This is a genomic window from Luteimonas sp. Soil_C_5, from assembly GCF_057656615.1.
This window is the reverse complement of the sequence record NZ_JBDGKA010000006.1, coordinates 83524-104992: the sequence shown is the minus strand read 5'-3', so window position 1 is coordinate 104992 and position 21469 is coordinate 83524. Positions and strand designations below refer to the sequence as shown.

The 21469-nt window shown below is 70.1% G+C and carries 19 protein-coding genes; 7 read left to right on the top strand and 12 right to left on the bottom strand.

Going from position 1 to position 21469, the window contains the following annotated elements; translation table 11 throughout:
• Positions 1-169 precede the first annotated feature (169 nt).
• The 3 genes from AC3A5K_RS16000 (at position 170) to AC3A5K_RS15990 (ending at position 2972) form a co-directional block, all read left to right on the top strand.
• Positions 170-682, top strand: coding sequence for a nuclear transport factor 2 family protein (locus AC3A5K_RS16000; RefSeq protein ID WP_487618550.1), 513 nt, complete (start codon positions 170-172; stop codon positions 680-682).
• A 223-nt stretch (positions 683-905) separates the two neighbouring features.
• Positions 906-2666, top strand: a complete 1761-nt coding sequence (locus AC3A5K_RS15995) for a DUF2207 domain-containing protein (protein ID WP_487618549.1) — start codon at positions 906-908, stop codon at positions 2664-2666.
• Positions 2667-2708: 42 nt separating this feature from the next.
• Positions 2709-2972, top strand: coding sequence for a hypothetical protein (locus AC3A5K_RS15990; RefSeq protein WP_487618548.1), 264 nt, complete (start codon positions 2709-2711; stop codon positions 2970-2972).
• 55 nt (positions 2973-3027) lie between these two features.
• On the opposite strand, the gene AC3A5K_RS15985 is transcribed toward AC3A5K_RS15990, so the two are convergent.
• The 8 genes from AC3A5K_RS15985 to AC3A5K_RS15950 form a co-directional block, all read right to left on the bottom strand.
• Positions 3028-6201, bottom strand: a complete 3174-nt coding sequence (locus AC3A5K_RS15985) for an efflux RND transporter permease subunit (RefSeq protein ID WP_487618547.1) — start codon at positions 6199-6201, stop codon at positions 3028-3030.
• A 290-nt stretch (positions 6202-6491) separates the two neighbouring features.
• The gene (locus AC3A5K_RS15980) at positions 6492-7475 is read right to left on the bottom strand and encodes an efflux RND transporter periplasmic adaptor subunit (RefSeq protein WP_487618546.1); all 984 of its coding nucleotides are present in this window, start codon (positions 7473-7475) and stop codon (positions 6492-6494) included.
• Positions 7472-8767 (bottom strand): TolC family protein, encoded by a 1296-nt coding sequence (locus AC3A5K_RS15975; RefSeq protein WP_487618545.1) that lies wholly within the window; start codon positions 8765-8767, stop codon positions 7472-7474. The genes AC3A5K_RS15980 and AC3A5K_RS15975 overlap by 4 nt, the downstream gene beginning before the upstream one ends.
• 53 nt (positions 8768-8820) lie before the next feature.
• Positions 8821-9180 (bottom strand): DUF2946 family protein, encoded by a 360-nt coding sequence (locus tag AC3A5K_RS15970; protein ID WP_487618544.1) that lies wholly within the window; start codon positions 9178-9180, stop codon positions 8821-8823.
• A gap of 52 nt (positions 9181-9232) precedes the next feature.
• Complete coding sequence (locus AC3A5K_RS15965) at positions 9233-10165, bottom strand: ParB/RepB/Spo0J family partition protein (protein ID WP_487618543.1); 933 nt, start codon at positions 10163-10165, stop codon at positions 9233-9235.
• Complete coding sequence (locus AC3A5K_RS15960) at positions 10162-10980, bottom strand: ParA family protein (RefSeq protein WP_487618542.1); 819 nt, start codon at positions 10978-10980, stop codon at positions 10162-10164. Before AC3A5K_RS15960 ends, AC3A5K_RS15965 begins: the two co-directional genes overlap by 4 nt.
• A 57-nt stretch (positions 10981-11037) precedes the next feature.
• Positions 11038-11691 (bottom strand): 16S rRNA (guanine(527)-N(7))-methyltransferase RsmG, encoded by a 654-nt coding sequence (gene rsmG / locus AC3A5K_RS15955; RefSeq protein WP_487618541.1) that lies wholly within the window; start codon positions 11689-11691, stop codon positions 11038-11040.
• Between the two features lie 31 nt (positions 11692-11722).
• A complete protein-coding gene (locus AC3A5K_RS15950) occupies positions 11723-12319 on the bottom strand; it encodes a 4'-phosphopantetheinyl transferase family protein (protein WP_487618540.1) in 597 nt (198 codons plus the stop codon).
• A 165-nt stretch (positions 12320-12484) separates the two neighbouring features.
• Between AC3A5K_RS15950 and AC3A5K_RS15945 the strand changes: the two genes are divergently transcribed.
• Positions 12485-13831 carry an AMP-binding protein gene (locus AC3A5K_RS15945; protein WP_487618637.1) on the top strand — a complete coding sequence of 449 codons (1347 nt, stop codon included), beginning with the start codon at positions 12485-12487 and terminating at the stop codon, positions 13829-13831.
• Positions 13832-13912: 81 nt separating this feature from the next.
• The gene (locus AC3A5K_RS15940; protein ID WP_487618539.1) at positions 13913-14176 is read left to right on the top strand and encodes a GlsB/YeaQ/YmgE family stress response membrane protein; all 264 of its coding nucleotides are present in this window, start codon (positions 13913-13915) and stop codon (positions 14174-14176) included.
• Positions 14177-14529: 353 nt separating this feature from the next.
• On the opposite strand, the gene xth is transcribed toward AC3A5K_RS15940, so the two are convergent.
• Genes xth through AC3A5K_RS15925 form a run of 3 tightly spaced genes read right to left on the bottom strand, consistent with a single transcriptional unit; the run spans position 14530 to position 17287 of the window.
• A complete protein-coding gene (xth, locus tag AC3A5K_RS15935; RefSeq protein WP_487618538.1) occupies positions 14530-15306 on the bottom strand; it encodes an exodeoxyribonuclease III in 777 nt (258 codons plus the stop codon).
• The gene (locus AC3A5K_RS15930; protein ID WP_487618537.1) at positions 15303-16598 is read right to left on the bottom strand and encodes a sensor histidine kinase; all 1296 of its coding nucleotides are present in this window, start codon (positions 16596-16598) and stop codon (positions 15303-15305) included. Before AC3A5K_RS15930 ends, xth begins: the two co-directional genes overlap by 4 nt.
• Positions 16595-17287, bottom strand: coding sequence for a response regulator transcription factor (locus AC3A5K_RS15925; protein ID WP_487618536.1), 693 nt, complete (start codon positions 17285-17287; stop codon positions 16595-16597). The genes AC3A5K_RS15930 and AC3A5K_RS15925 overlap by 4 nt, the downstream gene beginning before the upstream one ends.
• A 131-nt stretch (positions 17288-17418) precedes the next feature.
• Between AC3A5K_RS15925 and AC3A5K_RS15920 the strand changes: the two genes are divergently transcribed.
• On the top strand, positions 17419-19431 hold the full coding sequence (locus AC3A5K_RS15920; RefSeq protein ID WP_487618535.1) for an LTA synthase family protein: 2013 nt from the start codon (positions 17419-17421) through the stop codon (positions 19429-19431).
• Here the strand turns inward: AC3A5K_RS15920 and AC3A5K_RS15915 are convergent.
• A complete protein-coding gene (locus tag AC3A5K_RS15915; protein ID WP_487618534.1) occupies positions 19367-20773 on the bottom strand; it encodes a coniferyl aldehyde dehydrogenase in 1407 nt (468 codons plus the stop codon). The genes AC3A5K_RS15920 and AC3A5K_RS15915 overlap by 65 nt on opposite strands.
• Positions 20774-20910: 137 nt before the next feature.
• Here AC3A5K_RS15915 and AC3A5K_RS15910 point away from each other — a divergent pair, with 137 nt between their 5' ends.
• On the top strand, positions 20911-21453 hold the full coding sequence (locus tag AC3A5K_RS15910; RefSeq protein ID WP_487618533.1) for a gamma carbonic anhydrase family protein: 543 nt from the start codon (positions 20911-20913) through the stop codon (positions 21451-21453).
• Positions 21454-21469 lie beyond the last annotated feature (16 nt).

Genomic DNA, 21469 nt, shown 5'->3' with positions numbered 1-21469 from the left:
TTGGCGATGACCCGCCTGTTTCGGCGATGGCCGTTGATCGTCGCGTGCCGCGTTGGTCATTCCATGGTGCAAAGCAGTTCTCCTGCAGTCGGCGAGCGGCCGTCCAGGGACAGGACGCGGCGAACCGGTGAGATGTGACATCCATTGCGGACCCACGAGGACTTCCACCGTGCTGAAGACGATCGCGCTCGCAGGACTCATCGCCGCCGCTGTACTGGCGCCGCATCTGTTGCCTGCACAAACGAGCGGATCCGCATCGCGCGAGGCAACCCAGACCGGGCACGACGTCATCGCGCTTGCAGGCACGTACGCGAATGCCATCGTCGAACGTGACGTCGCGACGCTGGACCGGCTGTTGGCGGACGACTTCGTCGACGTGTCGCCGGATGGCACGGTCAGTTCCCGTGCGGCGTTCATCGCCGAGTACGCGCATCCACCGGCGACGGCACCGGTGTTCGAGTCCGCAGCCTTCGACGCCGACGACGCACAGGTGCGCGCCTATGGCGACACGGTCATCGTGACCGGTCGCAGCACGTGGCGCGGCAACGCCGGCGGCCGTGCGTTCACCGGCGAGCCGGTCTCGACAATGGTGGCCGTGCACCGGGACGGGCAGTGGCGGATCGCGGCCTCGCATTCGAGTGCCGTGCCGCCGGCGCAGGAGGCGTCGGCGTCATCGAAGTAGAAGGCGTTGGCCGGGGGTAGTGTTGCGCCGGCCCGGGCGGCATCCCGCGGTCGGCATTGCTTCGGTTCGGAGCAGCGCGCCACTCTGCGTGGATGACCGCAGGTAGTCTTCGCGCCACAGAGGCCGGGGCCTCGCTACGACAGGGCAACGCCTGCGATGGGATCATCGGCGCTCGCGACGCGTGGATGTCCGCCGGCGCGCTCCATCCCCAGGAAGCCGCCCGATGATCCGTCTGCTGCTGTCGTGTCTGCTGTTGCTGTGCACCGCGCCGCTGCTGGCGCAGGAACGCATCCTGTCCTACGACAGCGATCTGCAGCTCGATGCCGATGGCAGCCTGGACGTGACCGAGCGCATCCGGGTGCGCGCGGAAGGCCAGAACATCCGCCGCGGCATCTATCGCGATTTCCCCACGCACTACCGGGACCGCTACGGCAACCGGGTTGTGGTCGACTTCGAGATGTGGGGCCTCGCGCGCGATGGGCAGCCCGAGCCGTTCTTTCTGGAGAACCGGTCGAACGGCGTACGCATCAACACCGGTAACGACGACTTCCTGCCGGTGCCGGGGGAATTCACGTACACGCTGCGCTATCGCACGTCTCGGCAGCTGGGCTTCTTCGATACGCACGACGAGCTGTATTTCAACGCGATCGGCCACGGCTGGGCGTTCCCGATCGAAACGGGCAGCGCGACGCTGCGCCTGCCGCGTGACGTGCCGGTCGCCGATCTGACTGCCGAGTGCTACACCGGCGCGCAGGGCGGGACGTCACAGGCCTGCACGGCCGAGGTCACCGGCCCGGGTGCCGCGCGATGGACGTTGACCGCGCCGCTGCAGCCGGAAGAGGGCCTGACCACGGTGCTGTGGTTTCCGAAAGGCCTGTTCGTCGAACCGACCCGCGAACAGCGCCTGCAGTGGATGCTCAACGACAACCGCGCGGCACTGATCGCACTGGCCGGGCTGATCGTGATGCTGGCGTTCGGCCTGCTGCGCTGGCGCAAGGTCGGGCGTGACCCGAAGGCGGGGCCGGTGGTGGTGGAGTACGACCCGCCGGAAGATCTGTCGCCGGCGACGCTGCGTTACATCGAGAAGACCCACATCGACACACGCGGATTCTCGGCCGATGTGCTGTCGCTGGCCGTGGCCGGGCACGTCGACATCCATCGCGACGAAAAGGCGCGCAAGCAGGCCGACTGGCGCGTGCAGCGCGCCGCCGGTGCAGGCCGCACGCTCGCGCCCGACCAGTCTGCCTTGCTGACCGACCTGTTCGCGGATGGCGATTCGCTGACCTTCCACCACAGCAACGCCGCGCGCATGCAGCGCATCCTCGGCGCGCACCAGGTGCGCATCAAGACCGCGATGGACACGCGCTTTCCCGGCGGTCTGTACCGCTACAACGGCGGCAGCATCGCGTGGATGGCGCTGCTGCTGGCGGTGTTCTCGATCGCGACGGTCGTGTTCGGTATCGGCACGGGCTCGGGCCTGTTGCTGGCGGTGCCGCTGCTGATCGCGATGGTCGGGGTGTTCCTCTTATTCGTATTCCTGTTGCCGACGGTGACGCCCGAAGGCCGGCGCATGCGCGACCGCATCGAAGGCTTCCGGCGCTATCTGACGGTGGCCGACAGGCAGGACCTGCAGCGGCTCAAAGGGCCGGACACCGACGAACCCACGCTGGATGCGGGCCGCTTCGAATTCCTGCTGCCGTATGCGGTGGCGTTGCAGGTCGAAGACGCCTGGACGAACAAGTTCACCGCCGCCGTGGGCGCGAGCGCAGCGGCGGCTGCGACGGCGTCGATCGGCTGGTACTACGCCAGCGGCCTGCACGGCGGCGCGGGCATCGGCGACATGGCCGGTTTCAGCAAGGCAATCGGCGGTGGATTCACCGGGCAGATCGCGTCATCGGCATCGCCGCCGGGGAGCGCGTCGGGTAGTGGTGGCGGCGGATTCTCGGGTGGCGGCGGTGGAGGTGGGGGCGGCGGCGGGCGCTGAGGGTATCGTCCGCCGTGCAACGGATGCGGCATTCCAGGCGACATGGTCGGCATCGACGCGATGGCGTCGACGCCAAATGCCGATGACTCGCCGTCGCTGACGACGGCGTGTCTCCGCGCCTGCGTCAGCCGCGCGGTCGAAGCAGGCGAACTCGCCGCGGATACCCCGGTCGCCACGCTGGCCTTCGTATTCGACGGTTTCCTGCTCGGCCTCACGTCCCTCGCGCGCGACGGCGCGAAGCTGCCGGCGATGGCGTCCGCCATCGACGAAGTGTTGCGACTCTGGGACCTGCACGCGGCCGGCTGACGCGGTCGGTCGCGTCAGCCGGTGCGCAGTCCAGAGTGCGGGTGGTCGCCGGGCGTCAGCGGGCCTCCGCCCGCCGATGCACCCACCGGTACAGCACCGGCAACACCAGCAGCGTCAGCAGCGTCGACGAGAGGATGCCGCCGATGACCACCGTCGCCAGCGGACGCTGCACTTCCGCACCCGCGCCGACGTTGAACGCCATCGGCACGAAGCCGAGCGAGGCGACCAGTGCGGTCATCAGCACCGGACGCAGGCGCCCGAGTGCGCCGTCGACGATCGCGGTGTGCAGGTCGAGGCCGTCCTCGCGCAGTTTGCGGATGAAGGTCAGCATCACCAGGCCGTTGAGCACGACGACACCCGACAACGCGATGAAGCCGACGCCGGCCGAGATCGACAGCGGGATGCCACGCGCGGCCAAGGCCAGCACGCCGCCGGTGAGCGCCAGCGGCACGCCGCTGAAGACCACCAGTGCATCGCGCAGCGAACCGAAGGCCATGAACAGCAGCGCGAGAATCACCGCAAGCGTCAGCGGCACCACCAGTGACAGACGCTGGCTGGCCGAGGCCAGCTGTTCGAACGTGCCGCCGTAGTCGATCCAGTACCCGGTCGGCAGCGTCACCGAATCGGCAACTGCCGTCTCGAGTTCGCCGACGAAGCCACCGAGATCGCGTCCGCGCACGTTGGCGGTAACCACGATGCGGCGCTTGCCGTTCTCGCGATTGATCTGGTTCGGCGCCAGCTGCGTGCCAATCGTCGCAACCTCACGCAACGGCACCGTGCGCGGCGTGCCGCTGGCCCAGCTGCCACTGCGATCGGACTCGTCATGCGCGCCGTCACCGGCCGCAGTGCCGAGCGGAATCGGCAGGTCGGCCAATGCGGCCGGATCGCCGCGCAGTGATTCGGGCAGGCGTACGACGATGTCGAAGCGCCGGTCGCCATCGAACAGCTGTCCTGCCGTTTCGCCGCCGATCGCGGCCGCGACCACGCGTTGCACATCACCCGGATTGAGTCCGTAGCGCGCCATCGCCCGCGGATCCGGCGCGATCTCGAGCAGCGGCAAGCCGTCGACCGCTTCGATCCGCACATCGGCGGCGCCGTCGATGCCCTGCAGCACGCGTTCGACCTCGGTCGCCACGCGCTGCAGTTGTTGGAGGTCGTCGCCGTTGACCTTCACTGCCACGTCGCTGCGCACGCCGGAGATCAGTTCGTTGAAGCGCATCTGGATCGGCTGGGTGAACTCGTAGTTGTTGCCGGGCAGGGTCTCGGCGATGGCTTCGAGTTCCTCGACCAGCGCGGCGCGCGGCTTGCGGGGATCGGCCCAGTCGCGGCGCGGATGCAGGATCACGAAGGTGTCGGCGACCGACGGCGGCATCGGATCGTTGGCGACTTCGGCGGTGCCGATGCGCGAGAACACGTGCGCGACCTCGGGCGCCTGCAGCAGACGCCGCTCCAGTGCGCGCTGCATCGCCACCGACTGTTCGATGCCGGTTCCGGGAATGCGCATGGCATGCAACGCGATGTCGCCTTCGTCGAGACTCGGCACGAACTCGCTGCCCAGGCGCGTGGCCAGCCAGCCGCAGGCCAGCACCAGCACCAGCGCGCCGCCGACCAGCCAACGGCCATGGCGCAGCGCCCAGTCGAGCGCTGGCGCATAGCCGCGACGCGCGGCGCGCATCACCCGGTTGTCGTGTTCGGCGACGCGGCCGCGCAGCAGCAATGCGATCGTCGCCGGCACGAAGGTCAGCGACAGGATCATCGCGCCGGTCAGCGCCAGCACGACGGTGATCGCCATCGGGTGGAACATCTTGCCCTCCACGCCTTCGAGCGCGAACACCGGCAGATAGACCGCGGCGATGATGCCCAGCCCGAACAGGCTGGGCCGGATCACCTCGGCGCTGGCCGAGGCCGCCAGGGCGTGGCGCTCGCCTGTATCGAGCAGGCGTCCGAGCCGGCGCTGCGCTTCGCCGAAGCGGCGCAGGCAGTTCTCGACGATGATCACCGCGCCGTCGACGATCAGGCCGAAATCCAGCGCGCCCATGCTCATCAGGTTGCCGGACACGCCGCCCTGGCGCATGCCGATCACGGTGAACAGCATCGTCAGCGGAATCACCAGTGCGGTCAGCAGCGCCGCGCGCACGTTGCCCAGCAGCAGGAACAGCACCACGATCACCAGCAGCGCGCCTTCGATCAGGTTCTTGGCGACGGTGCGGATGGTGCGGTCGACCAGGGCCGTGCGGTCGTAGACCGCGGTTGCGCGTATGCCGTCCGGCAGGCTGGCGTTGGCGGTTGCAAGCCGCGCGGCCGCGGCCTGCGCGACGGTGCGGCTGTTCTCGCCGACCAGCATGAAGACCGTGCCGAGCACGACTTCCTCGCCGTCCTGCGTGGCCGCGCCGGTACGCAGTTCGCGGCCCTCGCCGACGGTCGCCACGTCATGCACGTGGATCGGCACGCCATCGCGCCGCGCCATCACGATGTTGCCGATCGCCGCGATGTCGGCGACCTGGCCGGGCACGCGCACCAGCAGCTGCTGGCCGTTGCGCTCGATGTAGCCGGCGCCGACGTTGCGGTTGTTGTTGGCGACGGCGGTGACGACATCCTCGAACGTGAAGTCGAGCGCGACCAGCAGCGCCGGATCCGGCGTGATGTGTACCTGCCGCGCATAGCCGCCGACGGTGTTGACCTCGGTGACGCCGGGCACCGTGCGCAGCTGCGGGCGCAGCACCCAGTCCTGCAGCGTGCGCAGGTCGGTCGCGGTGTAGGGCGTGCCGTCGGGCTTGCGCGCGTCGGCATCGGCGTCGACGGTGTACATGAAGATCTCGCCGAGCCCGGTCGCGGCCGGCCCCAGTGAGGCGTCGACATCGGCCGGCAACTGGCTGCGGATCTCCTGCACACGCTCGGCGACCTGCTGCCGCGCGAAGTACAGATCGGTGCCGTCCTCGAACACGACGGTCACCTGCGACAGGCCGTAGGCCGACAGCGAACGCGTGTGGTCGAGCCGCGGCAGACCGGCGAGCGCGGTTTCGATCGGGAACGTCACGCGCTGCTCGGTTTCCAGCGGCGAATACCCGGGCGCCGCGGCGTTGATCTGCACCTGCACGTTGGTGATGTCGGGCGTGGCGTCGATCGGGAGTTTCGTGAAACTCCAGGTGCCGACGGCGATCAGCAGGAGGGTCGCGGCGAGGACGAGCCAGCGATGGCGGATGGCGGCGTGGATGAGGGACTCAAGCATGGGGGGCTCCGATGCTTGAGGTGTGTGCAAGCCGTTTCAGTACATTCCCGGGACCGTGTGCTGCTGAGTTCGATTTCCTCGCAACGCTGCAGCGCTCCACACCGTCATTCCCGCGAAGGCGGGAATCCAGGGACTTCCGTGACGGCACGTCTTGGTCTGATGCGAGAGTAGAAAGCAAAGTCCCTGGATGACCAGCCGTTCGGCTGTTGAAAGCCCCGCCTGCGCGGGAATGACGAGGTTCGAGTAGTGCGAGAAGCCTCAGGCCCCCGCACGATCTGAATACCGCGCCTTCAATGCGCATGACCCGCCCCCGCCTTCTCCAGATCCGCCTTGATCGTGTAGCTCTGCTCCACCACGACGTCCTCGCCCATCACCACGCCATCGACGATCTCCACCTGCCGCGCATCGCGCCGCCCGAGCGTCACCACACGCTTCTCGTAGCGATCGCCCTCGCGCACGAAGACCACATCGCGACCATCCATCTGTTGCAGCGCGGTCAGCGGGACGACGAGATCCGCAGGCTGCGTCGACACGGTGACCATCGCGCGCACGGCGGAGCCCGGACGCCACTGGCCGTCGGCGTTGTCGAGCGTCGCGCGGGCGATCGTGCTCTGGCTTGCGGTCGCGGTGCCGGGCAGCACGCGATCGATGCGGGTGTCGGCGGTCGCGCCGTCGCCGAGGCGGGTGATCGTGACCGGCGATCCGACGGCAAGGTGCTCGGCATCGCGGCCGAAGACGTGCAGGTCCACCCAGAGCCGGGACAGGTCGGCGATCTCGTACAGCGCCGCGCCCTCGGCCACGCTTTCGCCGATGGACGCGTTGCGCGCGAGCACGGTGCCGGCGATCGGCGCGGTCACGGTGTAGGTGGACAGGCTGAGGTTGCTGTCGATGGTCGCCAGCACCTGGCCCGCGCGGACGCGGTCGCCGACCTCGGCGTGCAGGCGGCGCACGGGGCCCGGAAAGCGCGCGGTGATCCGCGCGTTGCCGGTCTCCAGCGTCGTCAGCAGGCCCTGCACTTCGTGCTGGTCAGCGATGACGCCGGCCGCGGCGGGCGCGACGCGGATGCCGACGTCTTCGGCGATGTCGGCCGGGATGGTGGCAACGTCGTCGGCGTGGTCGTCGTCCGCATGATCGTCGTCGGCGTGGTCGTCTCCGGACGCATCGCCATGCGTGTCGGCGGTGCCGGTGGCAGGCGCGGGCGACGGTGCATTGCACGCGGACAGCAGCAGGGCACACGCCAGCGACGTGGCGACAACGAGATGGAACGGCCTCATCGAGCGTCTCCTTCGAACGGGGTAGGCGTCGCGTGTGCGACGACGAGGGACTGGCCCGTCAGGCGCTGCAGTTCGATCAGGGCGATCTGCGCGGCTTCGGCGGCGTCGAGTTGCTGATGCAGCGCATCGCTGCGCGCGTCCTGCAGTTGCGACCATTCGAGATACGACACCGCACCTGCGCGCCATGCGCGCTCGGTCGCGCTGGCGGCGCGACCCAGGCGCGGCAGCACATCGCGCGCGAGCAGTGCGACGGCCGACTGCGCGACGCGATAGCGGCCGTGCGCTTCGGCCAGCGTGGCCTGCAGCGCACGATCGCCGGCGTCGCGTTCGATCGAGACCAGGGCCAGTTCCGCCAATGCGGCGCGGATCGCGGGCTGCGCACGTGCGCGACTGCCCAGCGGCACGACGAAACCGCCGACCAGCGAGGTGTCGCCGTTCTCGCGCTGATGACGGATGCCGGCCTGCCAGCCGATGTCGGGCGTGGCGTCGCTGCGCGCGAGTTGCAGCCGCGCTTCGGCGATGCGCTCACGATCGTTGAACTGCAGCAGCTCGGGCGATCGCGCGAGCAGTTCGCGCAACGTGCCGAAGTCCGCGATGTCGGGCAGTGCCAGCGGATCGCTGTCGGCGATGGCCAACCCGCCATCGGGATCGCCCCACAACATCGACAGGCTGCGCTGCGCGGTTTCGATCTCCAGTCGCGCATTGGCGACCTGCAGTTCGGCCTGCGCCTGCGCCGCCTGCGCGGTCAGCACGACGGCTTCGGGCGATGCACCGGCGGCGAAGCGCTGACGTGCAGCGGCGACGACGCGCGTGCGCTGCGCGACATCGGTCTCTGCGATCGCCTGCCGCCGCGTCGCGACGACGATGGCGAGATGGCGGCGCGCGGTTTCGGCCAGCAGATCGACGCCCGCGGTCTCGCGCTGCAGGGCGAGCGCATCGATGCGGGTCTGCGCGAGCGCGCGGCGTGCATCGGGCTTGCCGCCGCGTTCGAACACGCCGGCCAGCGTCAGCGTGGTTTCGAGCGTGCGCGTGGGCGCATCGAGGCCGAGGTTCTCGATTTCGATGCCGGCCTCCAGCGGCGGCCGCAGCGCGGCGACCTCGCGTTCTGCATCGAAGACCGCGCGCTGGCCGTCGACCAGACGCAGCTCGGGATGGGCATCGGCGACGCGCGCGAACGCGTCATCGAGGGTCAGGGCCTGCGCGCTTGCGCGCACGGGCAAGGGCGCCGACTGCGCGGCCGCAAGGCACGGCGCAGCGGCGAGGGCGGCCAGGGCCGCCAATCGCAACAACATGGGAACGCTCCAATTTCGGGATGACGAAAAGCCGGCTCAGGCCGGCGCGGGCGTCATGCGGAAATCGGGGGGCGCAGCAGGGTGTCGGGGCGCCGTGTCGGCGCGGCGTCGACCGGTACCGAGTCGAAGGACTGCGCAGGCACGAGGCCGATCATCGCGGGCGTGGGCGGCAGCGCCGAGGTGTGGCCGCCGCAGGTGGCGCAGTGCATCGCGGCGTGCAGCAGGCCGCCGGCACCGTCGTCGTCGGCAGCGGCATGTTCGATCGCATGCGTGTGCGCGGACGCGTCGGCGTCGTGGAACAGGTCGTGGGTGCTGCCGATGGCCGCGAGCACCGGCGCGCCGATCAGGCCCAGCACCAGCAGCGCCAGCCACAGCAGGCGCGCACGGTGGAGCGGGGCGTGGCGACGGATCATCGCGGCAGGGTAGGGGTCCCGGCGCGCGTTACACAATTCCAGCGGCCGGTGTTCAGTCACGCGCGGCGCGCAGCCGTTCCAGCACGCCGTCCAGCGCCTCGAGATTGCCGTAGTGGATCACCAATCGGCCCTTGTTGCCGCGGCCGTTGGCGATCGACACACGCGTACCGAGGGTTTCCGACAGTTCGTTCTCCAGCGAGACGATGTCGGCCTGCGGTCGGGCCTTGTTGCGCGCGACGGTGCGGGTGTCGCCACCCGGCACGCGACCGGCGGCGAACTGCTGGGCGCGGTGTTCGACCTCGCGCACCGACCAGCCGTGCTCGACCGCATCGGCGGCGAGCTTGCTGGCCAGATCCGGCGACAGCGTCAGCAGCGCGCGGGCGTGGCCCATTTCCAGCTGCTTGGACTCGACCAGGATGCGGATCGCGTTGGGCAGTTCCAGCAGACGCAGCAGGTTGGACACCGCGGCGCGCGAGCGGCCGACGGCTTCGGCGGCCTGCGCGTGGGTGAGGTCGAATTCGTCGATCAGCCGCTGCAGCGCCTGGGCCTCTTCCAGCGGGTTGAGGTCTTCGCGCTGGATGTTCTCGATCAGCGCCATCGCGACGACCGTGCGGTCCTCTACGTTGCGCACGACCGCCGGAACTTCCGTCAGGCCCGCCTGCTTGGACGCACGCCAGCGCCGCTCGCCGGCGATGATTTCGAAGGTGCGGTCGGGCCGCTCCCGCACGACCAGCGGCTGGATCACGCCCTGGGCCTTGATCGACTCGGCCAGCTCGGTGAGCTTGTCGGCGTCCCAGTGCTTGCGCGGCTGGTACTTGCCGGCGCTCAGCGCATCGATCGGCAGCACGCGCAGCGTGTCCTGCTCGGTCGCTTCCAGGCTGGGCGGCGCCTCGGCGGCGGCCTTGGGGCCGAGCAGGGCTTCCAGTCCGCGGCCGAGACCGCGCTTCTTGGCCGGTGCCTTCGCTGGCGTCTTGGGCGTGTTCATGCCGGGGTCTCCATCCCAGTGGGGGCCGACGCGGGCTGTGCGGCGCGGTCGCGTTCGTGCTGGCGGCGGATGATCTCGCCGGCGAGGCCGAGATAGGCGACGGCGCCGCGCGAGGCCTTGTCGTAGCCGACGATGCTCTGCCCGTGGCTCGGCGCCTCGGCTACGCGCACGTTGCGCGGCACGATGGTGCGGAACACCTTGTCCCCGAAATGCGCCGTGAGCTCGCCGGAGACTGCATTGGCCAGGTTGTTGCGCACGTCGAACATGGTGCGCAGCACGCCCTCGACCTCGAGCTTGGGATTGAGGCTCTGCTTGATCGCGTCGATCGTCTGCAGCAGCGCGCTCAGGCCTTCCAGGGCGTAGTACTCGCACTGCATCGGCACCAGCACCGAATCGGCCGCGGTCAGCGCATTGAGCGTGAGCAGCGACAGCGCCGGCGGGCAGTCGATGAGGATGTAGTCGTAGCGCGGCCGCAGCGGTTCGAGCGCGCGCTTGAGGCGCTGTTCGCGGCCTTCGGCGCCCATCAGTTCGAGTTCGGCGGCGGTGAGGTCGGTGTTGCCCGGAATCAGGTCGACCTCTTCCTCGGTCTGCACGATCGCATCGCCGGCTTCCACTTCGCCCAGCAACACGTCGCAGGTGGAGACCGGCACGATGCTCTTGTCGATGCCGCAGCCCATGGTCGCGTTGCCCTGGGAGTCGAGGTCGACCAGCAGCACGCGCAGTGGCGTACGTGCGAGCGCCGCGGCCAGGTTCACGGCCGTCGTCGTCTTTCCGACGCCGCCCTTCTGGTTGGCGATGGCGATGATTCGGGCCATGGGCTCCGTGGGTTCCGAGGAAGGGAGCCGGACGCCGTGAGACGGCCGGACCGGGGATTATGCCCCCTGCGGCTGCGTGCGTCCCACCACCACCAGATGCCGCTCGGCCTCGAGCCCGGGCACCCGCAGGGGATGGATGCCGGTCACGGCCCAGCCCGCGGGCAGCGCGGCGATCTCCTCGTCGGGGCGCACGCCCTTCATCGCCAGCAGCCGGCCATCGGGCGCGGGCAGATGGCCGCCGGCGGCCAGGATGTCGGGCAGCGTGGCCAGCGCACGGGCGGTGATCGCGGCGAAAGCGCCAGGCCGGTCGACGGCCTCGATGCGCGATTCGGCGACATCGGCATTGCCCAGTTTCAGCTGGCGCACGGCCTCGCGCAGGAAGCGTGCCTTCTTGCCGTTGGACTCGACCAGCGTGACCTGCAGGCCCGGCAGGGCGATCGCCAGCGGGATGCCGGGCAGGCCGGGACCGGTGCCCAGGTCGGCCAGCGTGCGCAGGCCTTCGACGTGCGGCACCATCGCCAGCGAATCGAGCAGATGGCGGGTGACCATCTCGCGCGGGTCGCGGATCGCGGTGAGGTTGTAGGTGCGGTTCCAGCGCGCCAGCAGGTCGAGGTAGGCCAGCAGCGGACCGGCCAGCGTCGGGGCCAGGCCCAGCGTGTGCAGGCCGGCGTCGAGGTCGGCGCGCAGCGCGGGATCGTCGGACGGAATCATCCGCATAGTCTACGGGCGGCGACCGCCCGGTTCAGGCGCGGCTGCGCCAGGCGAGGGTGGCCAGGTAACCGGCGCGCGGCGCGAAGGCATGCAGGGACCAGTCGTCCGGCGTGCCGAGCGCCGCATCGCAGGCGGTCAGCGCCCAGCCGCCGTCGCGGGCGGTGAATTCCAGCCGGTCCAGCCCGAACGACAGGCCGTGGCCATGGGCCTTGAGCACCGCTTCCTTGGCGCACCACAGCTGGACGAAGGCGGCTTCGGCGGTGTCTGCCGGCAGGCGGTCGAGCGCATCGGCCTCGGCCGCGGTGAAGAAGCGCCGTGCGAGCGCCATCGCCTGCGGGCGCGGACGCTGCCATTCGACGTCGACGCCGATCCGCACACCGTCGCCCAGCGCGACCAGCAGCAGTTCGCCGCTATGGCTCCAGTTGACGTCGGGACCGGTGAGGCCCGCGCCGATCTCCAGCATCGGACGGCCGCGCGCGTCGCGCGTCAGGTCCAGGGCGGCATCGGGCAGGTCGAGCTGGGTGGCGAGCCAGGGCCGTACCAGGGCCTCGGCCGACTGGCCGCGGCGGTACTCGCGCCAGGCGCAGCGCACCGGGCCGGCACGCAGACTGCTGTCTTCGCTGAACATCCGCACTTGGCACGCCACAGGGCGTCCAGCGTAAGCTAAAACGTCATAATTCGCGCCGGCCCGGTGCGGCGCAGTCTTACAGGCAGGAGCGGGATCCGGATGTCGGCAGTGGGGGTGAAAGCGGGAGCGGCCGCGGTGAACGGTGTGGCTGCGGGCCGTCTGCCGATGGTGCATGGCGATCCCGGGCGCATCGTGGCTTTCGGTCCGCAGGGTGCGATTCCCGTGTCGACCTTCCTCGACCACGTGCGCGGCGTGGCGGCGCTGCTGCCCGACGCGCCGTTCGCCCTGAACCTGTGCGAGGACCGTTACCGCTTCCTGGTCGCGTTCTGCGCGGTCGCCCTGCGCGGGCAGACCACGCTGCTGCCGCCGGCGCGCACGCGCGGCGCGATCGACGACGTCCGCGCGCGCCATCCGCACAGCTACTGCATCGGCGATCGCGACGATTGCGGCTGCGACGGCATGCACGATGCCGCGCACGCACCGACGCCGCCGCATTACGTGCGCCTGCCGGACGTGCTGCCGGAACTGCCGGGCGATCTGCCACAGCTGGCGGCCGACGCGCTGGTCGCGATCGGATTCACTTCCGGCAGCACCGGTGTGCCGGGCGCCAATCCCAAGACCTGGTCCGGCTTCCATGCCGGCACGCTGCAGAACCTCGCCGCGCTGGCCGACCTGCACGGCGCCGACGCTTTGTCGGTGGTGGCGACCGTGCCGCCGCAGCACATGTACGGCATGGAGATGTCGGTGCTGCTGCCGATGCTCGGCGATGTCGCCGTGCACGGCGCGCGCCCGTTCTTCCCCGAAGACATCGCGTCCGCGCTGCGTGACGCGCCGCGGCCGCCGCTGCTGGTGACCACGCCGGTCCATCTGCGCGCGCTGGTCGCGTCGGGCGTAACGCTGCCGCCGCTGGCTGCAATCGCGACGGCCACCGCACCGTTGCCGCAGGACCTTGCCGTCGAGGCCGAAGCGCGCTTCGGTTGCGAAGTCCGCGAGCTGTTCGGTTCCACTGAGACCTGCATCCTCGCGCGTCGCCGCACCGCCTCGGAAACCGCGTGGACACCGTACGACGGCGTGCGCCTGCAGCCGGTGCCCGACGGCACCCTGGTCAGCGCGCCGCACCTGCCGGCGCCGCAGATGCTGGCCGATCTGGTCGAAGTGGAACCCGACGGCCGCTTCGTGCTGCGCGGCCGTCAGGCCGACATGATCGAGATCGCCGGCAAGCGCGCCTCGCTGGCCGATCTCACCCGGCGGCTGCTCGCGATCGACGGCGTGCGTGACGGCGTGATCTGCCAGAGCGCGACCCCCGATGCGCACGGCGTACGTCGCATCGCGGCCCTGGTGGTCGCCGACGCCGCGCTCGACGACGCCACGTTGCTCGATGCGCTGCGCCAGGCGGTCGATCCGGTGTTCCTGCCGCGGCGACTGCGCCGGGTGGAGGCGCTGCCGCGCAACGAGACCGGCAAGCTGCCGCGCGCCGCCCTCGACGCGCTGCTGGGATCCGATCCGGCCTGAGCCGGCACGCGTCGCTCACGCGCACGCCGCGATCATCGCGGCCGTTCACGCAACGCCGCTCACGCAGCAAAGGAATCGAAGATGGAACCGTCGTCGCTCGGTCAATGGATCGTGTACCTGCTCGTCGGCGGCATCGCCGGCTGGCTCGCCAGCCTGCTGATGCGCACCGCGCACCGTCAGGGGATCCTGCTCAACATCGTGGTCGGCATCGTCGGCGGCTTCATCGGCGGCTGGTTGCTGCCGATGATCGGACTCAGCGTGGGCGGCGGCTGGCTGGGCTTCCTCGTGACGGCCTTCCTCGGCGCGGTGATCCTGCTGGCGATCGTCAACCTGTTCCGGCGCTGACGCCGGGCCGGGAACCACGGCGCTCATTCCGCGCGTCCGGAGCAGGTTCGTCATAGGGGCGAATTTGCGTCCGCATCCGCAACTGCCGGCGTCGGCAGCGTGCGCTTCGGCCGCATCGAAGCTGCATTCGTGGGAGCGCGCTCGCGCGCGATGCGGGGTGGGTCGGTGTCAGGACATTCCGGAGTCGCAGCCAAGGCCGCTCCCGGATGACGCAACCGGGATGCGTGGCTTCGGCAGCCTGCAGCCGCACGCCTGTGAGCGCGCTTGCGGCGCGATGCGGGCGGGTCGGATGCCAGGACGTCCCGGAATCGCGGCCAAGGCCGCTCCCACGGGCGCGACCGGGACGTGTCGCCTCAGCCGCCCTGCAGCTGCACCCATGCAGGCGCGTGATCGCTCGGACGCTCCCAGGTCCGCGGTTCGCGATCGATGCCGGATGCCACGGCCGTCTGGCGCAGCGCATCCGATACCAGCGTCAGATCGATCCGCAACCCGAGATCGCGGCGGAAGCCCGCCTGCCGGTAATCCCACCAGCTGAAAACACCGGCGTCTTCGTGATGCAGGCGGAACGCATCGTGCAGCCCGAGGCCGAGCAGGCCGCGCAGCGCGTCGCGCTCGGCGGTCGAGGTCAGGATGTGGCTGTCGTTCCAGACCGTGGGATCGTGCACGTCGCGGTCGTCGGGGGCGATGTTGAAGTCACCGAGCACGACGAGCTTCGGATGCGTGGCGAGTTCGCGCGCCACCCAGTCGTGCACGGCGGCGAGCCAGCGCAGTTTGTAGGCGTACTTGTCGGTGCCCACGTCCTGGCCGTTGACGACGTAGAGGTTGATGACGCGCACGCCATCGATGGTCGCGGCGATCACGCGCTTCTGTTCGTCTTCGAACCCCGGGATGCCGATCTGCACGTCGTCGAGCGCGCGGTCACGGGCGAGCAGGGCGACGCCGTTGTAGGTCTTCTGGCCCGAGAACACCGTGCGGTAGCCGAGCGCGGCGAGGGCGGTGTCGGGAAAGCGCGCGTCCTCGAGCTTGGTTTCCTGGATGCCGACCACGTCGGGTTGCGCATCGCGCAGCCACTGTTCGAGGTGCGGCAGGCGGACGTTGAGCGAGTTGACGTTCCAGCTGGCGATCTTCATCCGGGAATTCTAGCGTCCGCCGCGTCGCCGGTCGCGCGCATGCGCAGTGTGGCGACGGTGCCGCCTTCGGCCGACGAGCGGATGTCGAGCGCCCAGCCGAGGTGTTCGCAGACGCGCGCGATCAGTTCCAGACCGATGCCGTCGCCGGTCGGCATGCCGGTGCGCGCCATGCGCGAATAGACCGCGCTGATCTGCTCGGGCGTCATGCCGTGGCCGGGATCGCGGATCACGACCGTCGCATCGGCCTGCAGTTCGACATCGATGCGGCCATCGTCGCTGTGCTCGATCGCGTTGCGCAGCAGGTTGCCGACCGTCGCGCGCACGACGGCCGGTGGCGCGAGCAGGGTGCAGGGCTGCGCCGTGTGCAGCACGATTTCCAGCGCCTTGTCGCGGGTGAGATGGCGGTGGTCGTCGATGATCGCGGGCAGCAACGCCGACAGTTCGATCGGCTGGCCGGCCTGCAGCAGGCGCGCGGGATCCTTCGCCAGCGCGAGCAGCAGGGCGATCATCCGGTCCATGTCGTCGGCGGTGCGCTGGATGCGGCGCAGCTGGTGCGCGGTGACAGCCGGCACGTCGGTCGGCGCCAGCGCGAGTTCTGCGGCGCCGGACATCACCGCGATCGGCGTGCGCAATTCGTGGCTGGCGGTGTTGATGAAGGCGCGCTCGCGATCGACGAACTGCTCGTTGCGCTGCAGGTAATCGTTGAGCGCGTTGGCGATGACCAGCAGTTCCGAACTCGCGCGCGCCTCGGGCACGATCCGTTGGCCGGCGCGATCGGGCGACAGCGCGGCGATGTCGCCGGCCAGCGTGGTCAACGGCCGCAACGTGCGCCCGAGGCCCAGCGCCATCAGTCCGCCCATCACCGTGACCAGGACGACCGACGAGCCAAGGATGAAGAGCGTGAGCCGGTCTTCCTCGCGCTCCATGTCGGTGATGTCGAGGGTCAGCACATGGCGCACGCCGTCGACGTGCTCGACCAGCACCAGGATCTCGGTGCCGTCCGGCAGTTCGACCTCGTCGTGGATGCCATCCGGCAATGCTGAGGTTTCCGGCGGCGCGCCGCCATCGACGTACAGACGCAGGCTGTCGGAATCGCTCCAGCGATACGCCGGGTCCGCGGCGCTGCGTTGCAGATGGTGGGTGAACTCGGTGCGCAGCATCGAATCCCACAGCAGGCGCTCGGCGTACTCGTTGACGAGGAAGCCGTGCAGCGAAACGCCTGCGGCCAGCAGCAGCGCGTAGACGGCCAGCCAGTACAGAATGCGGCTGCGCAGACTGCGTGCGCGGCTCATGCCGGCGCGCCGGTGTCGGCGGGCGCAGCCAGCCGGTAGCCGTAGCGCGGCAGGGTCTGGATCAGCTTGATCGCGAACGGGCCGTCGACGCTGCGGCGCAGTTCGTAGACGTGCGAGCGCAGCATGTCGCCATCGGGCGGCGCGTCGGCCCACAGTGCGTGCTCCAGCTGCTGGCGTTCGACCGCGGCGGGGCTGGCCTGCATCAGCACTTCGAGCAGCTTGCGGCCCGCGGGATACAGATGCAGCGGCTGGCCGGCGCGGCTGGCTTCGAGCGTGTCCAGGTTGAGGCGCAGGTCGTGCACCTCCAGCGTGCGCGCGCCGCGGCGACCATGCGCGCGCGCCAGCACGGCTTCCAGCCGCACTTCGAGTTCCGGCAACGCGAAGGGCTTGGTCAGATAGTCGTCGGCGCCGGCGCGGAAGCCGGCGATCTTGTCGGGCAGTTCGTCGCGGGCGGTGAGCATGATCACCGGCGTGTCGATCGCGTGTTCGCGCAGGCGCTGCAGCAGAGCGCGGCCGTCGAGGCGCGGCAGCATCCAGTCGAGGATGATCGCGTCGTAATGCTGGGTCACCGCGAGGTGCAGGCCGACGATGCCGTCCGGCGCGGCGTCCATCTCGTGGCCGCGCGGCTCGAAATAGTCGAACAGGTTGCCGACCAGGTTGCGGTTGTCCTCGACCACCAGCAGTCGCATCGGTTCTCGTCCTGGGCGCACGGCAGTGCGGGTTGATGATACGGCGCGGCGGGGCCGCGTTCCGACAGGCTTCCGACATGCCCGGGTCGATCCTGAGCCGGCCGCGGATGGCGCGGCGTGTGGATCCGGACATGACACTGCGGAACGCGATGACGCGCCTGAAACCGGTGCTGGGCATGGGCGTGCTCGGCCTCGTCGTGCTCGGCGTATCGCGGCTGGGGCTGGCGCTGTGGCAGCGGGCGGCGGTGGACGAGGTCCACGGCTGGGCGCCGGTGCTCGTCCAGGGCCTGCGCGTCGACGTCGCCACGCTGTGCCTGCTGTTCGCGCCGCTGGCGGCACTCCTGCTGCTGTTGCCCGCGGCGACCTTCAACGCGCGCTGGGTGCGCCGCATCGCCGTGGGCTGGCTCGCGCTCGCGATGACGCTGCTGGTCTGGCTCGAACTCGCGACGCCCGGCTTCATGCGCGAGTACGGCCTGCGGCCGGATCGCGTGTTCGTCGAATATCTGGTCTATCCGCGGGAAGTGGCCTCGATGCTCGCCGAAGGCCGGCCGCTGGAATGCATCGGCGTGCTGCTGCTCACCGTCGCGGCGGCCTGGGCCAGCCTGTGGCTCGCACGACGCGGGTGGCCGACGCGGCCGATGCCCGCCGGCGGCGCAGTGCTACGCGTGGGCCTCGCGGTGCTGGTGCTCGGCGTCGGCGCGTTCGGTGTGCGCTCGACGCTGGGCCATCGGCCGATGAATCCGGCGATGCTGGCCTTCAGCACGAATCCCACGGTCAACGCGCTGCCGCTGAACTCGTTCTACTCGCTGGCATTCGCGATGCGCGGCTGGCTGCAGCATGAGGAGACGGCCGAGTCTCTGTATGGCGAGCTGCCGGCGGATACGGTGCTCGCATCGGTCCGGGCGGGCACCGGACTGCCGGCCTCGGCGTTCACCGATCCGTCTTTGCCGACGCTCGCCGCGCGCGATCCGGTGTGGCGCGGCAAGCCGAAGAACCTGGTGATCGTGCTGGAGGAAAGCCTCGGCGCGCAGTTCATCGGCAGTCTCGGCGGACGCCCGCTGTCGCCCGAGTACGACCGCCTGAGCGAGCAGGGCTGGGCCTTCGAGCGCCTGTACGCGACCGGCACGCGTTCGGTGCGCGGCATCGAGGCGGTGGTCGCCGGCTTCGCGCCGACGCCGGCGCAGGCGGTGGTCAAACGCGCGCGCAGCCAGCAGGGCTTCTTCACCCTCGCCGACGTGCTGCGCCGGCGTGGGTACGACACGACGTTCTACTACGGCGGCGAAAGCCACTTCGACAACATGCGCGGCTTCTTCCTCGGCAGCGGTTTCGGTCGCGTGGTCGAGCAGCGCGACTATCGCGCGCCGGCCTTCGTCGGCTCCTGGGGTGTATCGGACGAGGATCTGTTCGCGCGCGCCAACGACGAGTTCGCGCGCCTGCATGCGGACGGCAAGCCGTTCTTCGGGTTCGTGTTCACCTCAAGCAACCACGATCCCTTCGAGTTCCCGACCGGCCGCATCACCCCGTTCGAGCAGCCGCTGCAGACGCGCAACAACGCCGCGAAATACGCCGACCACGCGCTGGGCGGATTCTTCGACCAGGCGATGGCCAGCGATTACTGGAACGACACCGTGTTCCTCGTCGTCGCCGATCACGTCTCGCGCGTCTTCGGCCGCGATCTGGTGCCGGTCGACAACTTCCATATTCCGGGCCTGATCCTCGGCGCCGGCATCACGCCGCGTCGCGACGACCGCATCGCCAGCCAGATCGATCTAGGACCGACGCTGCTGTCGCTGATCGGCATCGCCGATCCGACGCCGATGACCGGACGCGATCTCGCGGATCCCTCGATGCGCCTGCCCGGTCGCGCGCTGATGCAGTACGACCGCAATTTCGCGTGGCTGCAGGGCGACGACGTGGTCGTGCTGCAGCCCGACAAGGTGCCGAGCCAGTATCGCTACGTGCCGGGCAAGGGCCGCCTGCAGCCTGCGGCGCTGTCGCCGCTGCTCGCACGCGAGGCGCATGCGCAGGCGCTGTGGGGATCGCTCGCGTATGAGCGTGGCTGGTATGGATTGCCGCGCGTCAACGCGCCAGAAAATCCACCAACTTCGCGATCCGCGAATACGGCGGTCGCAGCCAATCGGTAACCGCGACGCGCGACTGCCACAGCACCGGCAGCGCCTTGGTCATCGCGTCGAAACCGGCGCGGCCGTGATACGCGCCCATGCCGCTGGGACCGACGCCGCCAAACGGCAGCCGGTTCGCGGCGAAATGCAGCAGGGTGTCGTTGACGGTCACGCCGCCGGCGACGGTGTGGGCGAGGATGGCCTCGACCTGCGCGCGGTTGCCGAAGGGATACAGCGCCAACGGGCGATCGCGCGCGGCGACGAAGGCGATCGCCTCGTCCAGGGTGCGGTAGCCGATCACCGGCAGCACGGGCCCGAAGATCTCCTCGCGCATCAGCGCGGCATCGTCGCCGGGATCGAGAACCAGGGTCGGCGGAAACGCACGCGCGCCTTCGACTTCGAGCAGCGGCAGCACGGTGAGGCCGCGGGCGCGCGCATCGTCGACCAGACCCTCGAGTCGCGCGTACTGCGCGTCGGTGACGATGTGGCTGTAGTCGGCCGCACGTGCGCCGGCCTCGGCGTAACGGTCGACGACCTCGAAGCGCAGCGCTTCGAGCAGCGCATCGCGGCGCGCGGCGTCCACCAGCACGTAGTCCGGCGCGATGCAGGTCTGGCCGGCGTTGAACAGCTTGCCGGTGACCAGACGCGCCGCGGCCTTGTCGAGCGGATGGCCGGGACAGATGATCGCCGGCGACTTGCCGCCCAGCTCCAGCGTCAGCGGGGTGAGGTTCGGCGCCGCTGCGGCCATGACCTTGCGGCCCACGGCGGTCGAGCCGGTGAACACCAGATGGTCGAATGGCAGGCCTGCGAAGGCGGCGCCGACCTCGCTGTCGCCACAGGCGACCGCCACCCGGTCGGGCGGGAACACCTCGGCCAGCAGCGAGGCCAGGAACGCGCTGGTGCGCGGCGTGTGTTCGGACGGCTTGAGATAGACGTGGTTGCCGGCGGCGATCGCGGTCGCCAGTGGAATCAGCGCCAGATTCACCGGGTAGTTCCACGGCGCGATGACGCCGACCACGCCCAGCGGCACGGGACGCAGCTGGGCGCGCGCCGGCCACAGCTTCAGGCCGGCGCCGATCCGGCGGGGCCGCATCCAGCCGCGCAGACTGCGGCGCAGGCGGTCGATTTCGGTCAGCACCGACATGCCGTCGGCGATCAGCGATTCCTGCCGCGAACGGTGGCCGAAATCGTCGGCGATCGCAGTGGCCATCTCGTCGAGCCGGCGTTGCAATGCCGCGCGCAGCCGGGCCAGATCATCGCGGCGCTGGGCGGCATCGGGACGTCGCGCCTGCCAGGCCGCACGCAGGGTGTCGAGGGTCGGCTGCAGCGCGTCGGGCGGCGTGGGGCGGGCGTCGGAAGTCATCGCCGCAGTCTAGTGAGTCGTGCCGCGACGGTGCGTCGACGCAGCGGACCGGCGCGGGTCTGCGGGACCGGCCCTGCAGGCCGTGGGGGCGGCAGCGCGTCGCAGCCAAATCCGGGGACCCCGGGCATACTGGCGCGATGAATCTCAGACCCTACCGTGATACCGCGCCGCAGCTCGGCGCACGCGTCTATGTCGATCCTGCCGCGACCGTGATCGGCGATGTGGTGCTCGGCGACGACGTATCGGTGTGGCCCGGCACCGTGATCCGCGGCGACGTCAACCACGTGCGCATCGGCGCGCGCACCAGCGTGCAGGACGGCAGCGTGATCCACGTCAGCCATGCCGGCCCGCACGCCAAGCTGGGCGGCTTCGCGACGATCGTCGGCAGCGACGTGACCATCGGCCACAAGGCGATCCTCCACGCGTGCACGATCGAGGACGCGGTGCTGGTCGGCATGGGCGCGATCGTGCTCGATGGCGTGGTCGTGCGCCGGCACGCGATGATCGGCGCCGGCGCGGTGGTCCCGCCCGGGCGCGAGATCGGCGAAGGCGAACTGTGGGTGGGCAGCCCGGCGCGCTGCGTGCGCCGGCTCACCGAGGCGCAGATCGAAGGCCTGCATTACAGCGCCGGTCACTACGTGCGGCTCAAGGACGAATACCTCGCCGCGCTGGGCGGCTGAGGGCAGCGGACAGGAA

Coding starts and splice junctions, on each gene's coding strand:
- AC3A5K_RS15930 (WP_487618537.1), bottom strand. CDS start 16,598: ATGAGCCGCGCACGCAGTCTGCGCAGCCGCATTCTGTACTGGCTGGCC.
- AC3A5K_RS15910 (WP_487618533.1), top strand. CDS start 20,911: ATGAATCTCAGACCCTACCGTGATACCGCGCCGCAGCTCGGCGCACGC.
- AC3A5K_RS15960 (WP_487618542.1), bottom strand. CDS start 10,980: ATGGCCCGAATCATCGCCATCGCCAACCAGAAGGGCGGCGTCGGAAAG.
- rsmG (WP_487618541.1), bottom strand. CDS start 11,691: ATGATTCCGTCCGACGATCCCGCGCTGCGCGCCGACCTCGACGCCGGC.
- AC3A5K_RS15970 (WP_487618544.1), bottom strand. CDS start 9,180: ATGATCCGTCGCCACGCCCCGCTCCACCGTGCGCGCCTGCTGTGGCTG.
- AC3A5K_RS15975 (WP_487618545.1), bottom strand. CDS start 8,767: ATGTTGTTGCGATTGGCGGCCCTGGCCGCCCTCGCCGCTGCGCCGTGC.
- AC3A5K_RS15920 (WP_487618535.1), top strand. CDS start 17,419: ATGACACTGCGGAACGCGATGACGCGCCTGAAACCGGTGCTGGGCATG.
- AC3A5K_RS15945 (WP_487618637.1), top strand. CDS start 12,485: ATGGTGCATGGCGATCCCGGGCGCATCGTGGCTTTCGGTCCGCAGGGT.
- AC3A5K_RS15990 (WP_487618548.1), top strand. CDS start 2,709: ATGGTCGGCATCGACGCGATGGCGTCGACGCCAAATGCCGATGACTCG.
- AC3A5K_RS15950 (WP_487618540.1), bottom strand. CDS start 12,319: ATGTTCAGCGAAGACAGCAGTCTGCGTGCCGGCCCGGTGCGCTGCGCC.
- AC3A5K_RS15985 (WP_487618547.1), bottom strand. CDS start 6,201: ATGCTTGAGTCCCTCATCCACGCCGCCATCCGCCATCGCTGGCTCGTC.
- AC3A5K_RS15965 (WP_487618543.1), bottom strand. CDS start 10,165: ATGAACACGCCCAAGACGCCAGCGAAGGCACCGGCCAAGAAGCGCGGT.
- AC3A5K_RS15925 (WP_487618536.1), bottom strand. CDS start 17,287: ATGCGACTGCTGGTGGTCGAGGACAACCGCAACCTGGTCGGCAACCTG.
- AC3A5K_RS15980 (WP_487618546.1), bottom strand. CDS start 7,475: ATGAGGCCGTTCCATCTCGTTGTCGCCACGTCGCTGGCGTGTGCCCTG.
- AC3A5K_RS15915 (WP_487618534.1), bottom strand. CDS start 20,773: ATGACTTCCGACGCCCGCCCCACGCCGCCCGACGCGCTGCAGCCGACC.
- xth (WP_487618538.1), bottom strand. CDS start 15,306: ATGAAGATCGCCAGCTGGAACGTCAACTCGCTCAACGTCCGCCTGCCG.
- AC3A5K_RS15995 (WP_487618549.1), top strand. CDS start 906: ATGATCCGTCTGCTGCTGTCGTGTCTGCTGTTGCTGTGCACCGCGCCG.
- AC3A5K_RS15940 (WP_487618539.1), top strand. CDS start 13,913: ATGGAACCGTCGTCGCTCGGTCAATGGATCGTGTACCTGCTCGTCGGC.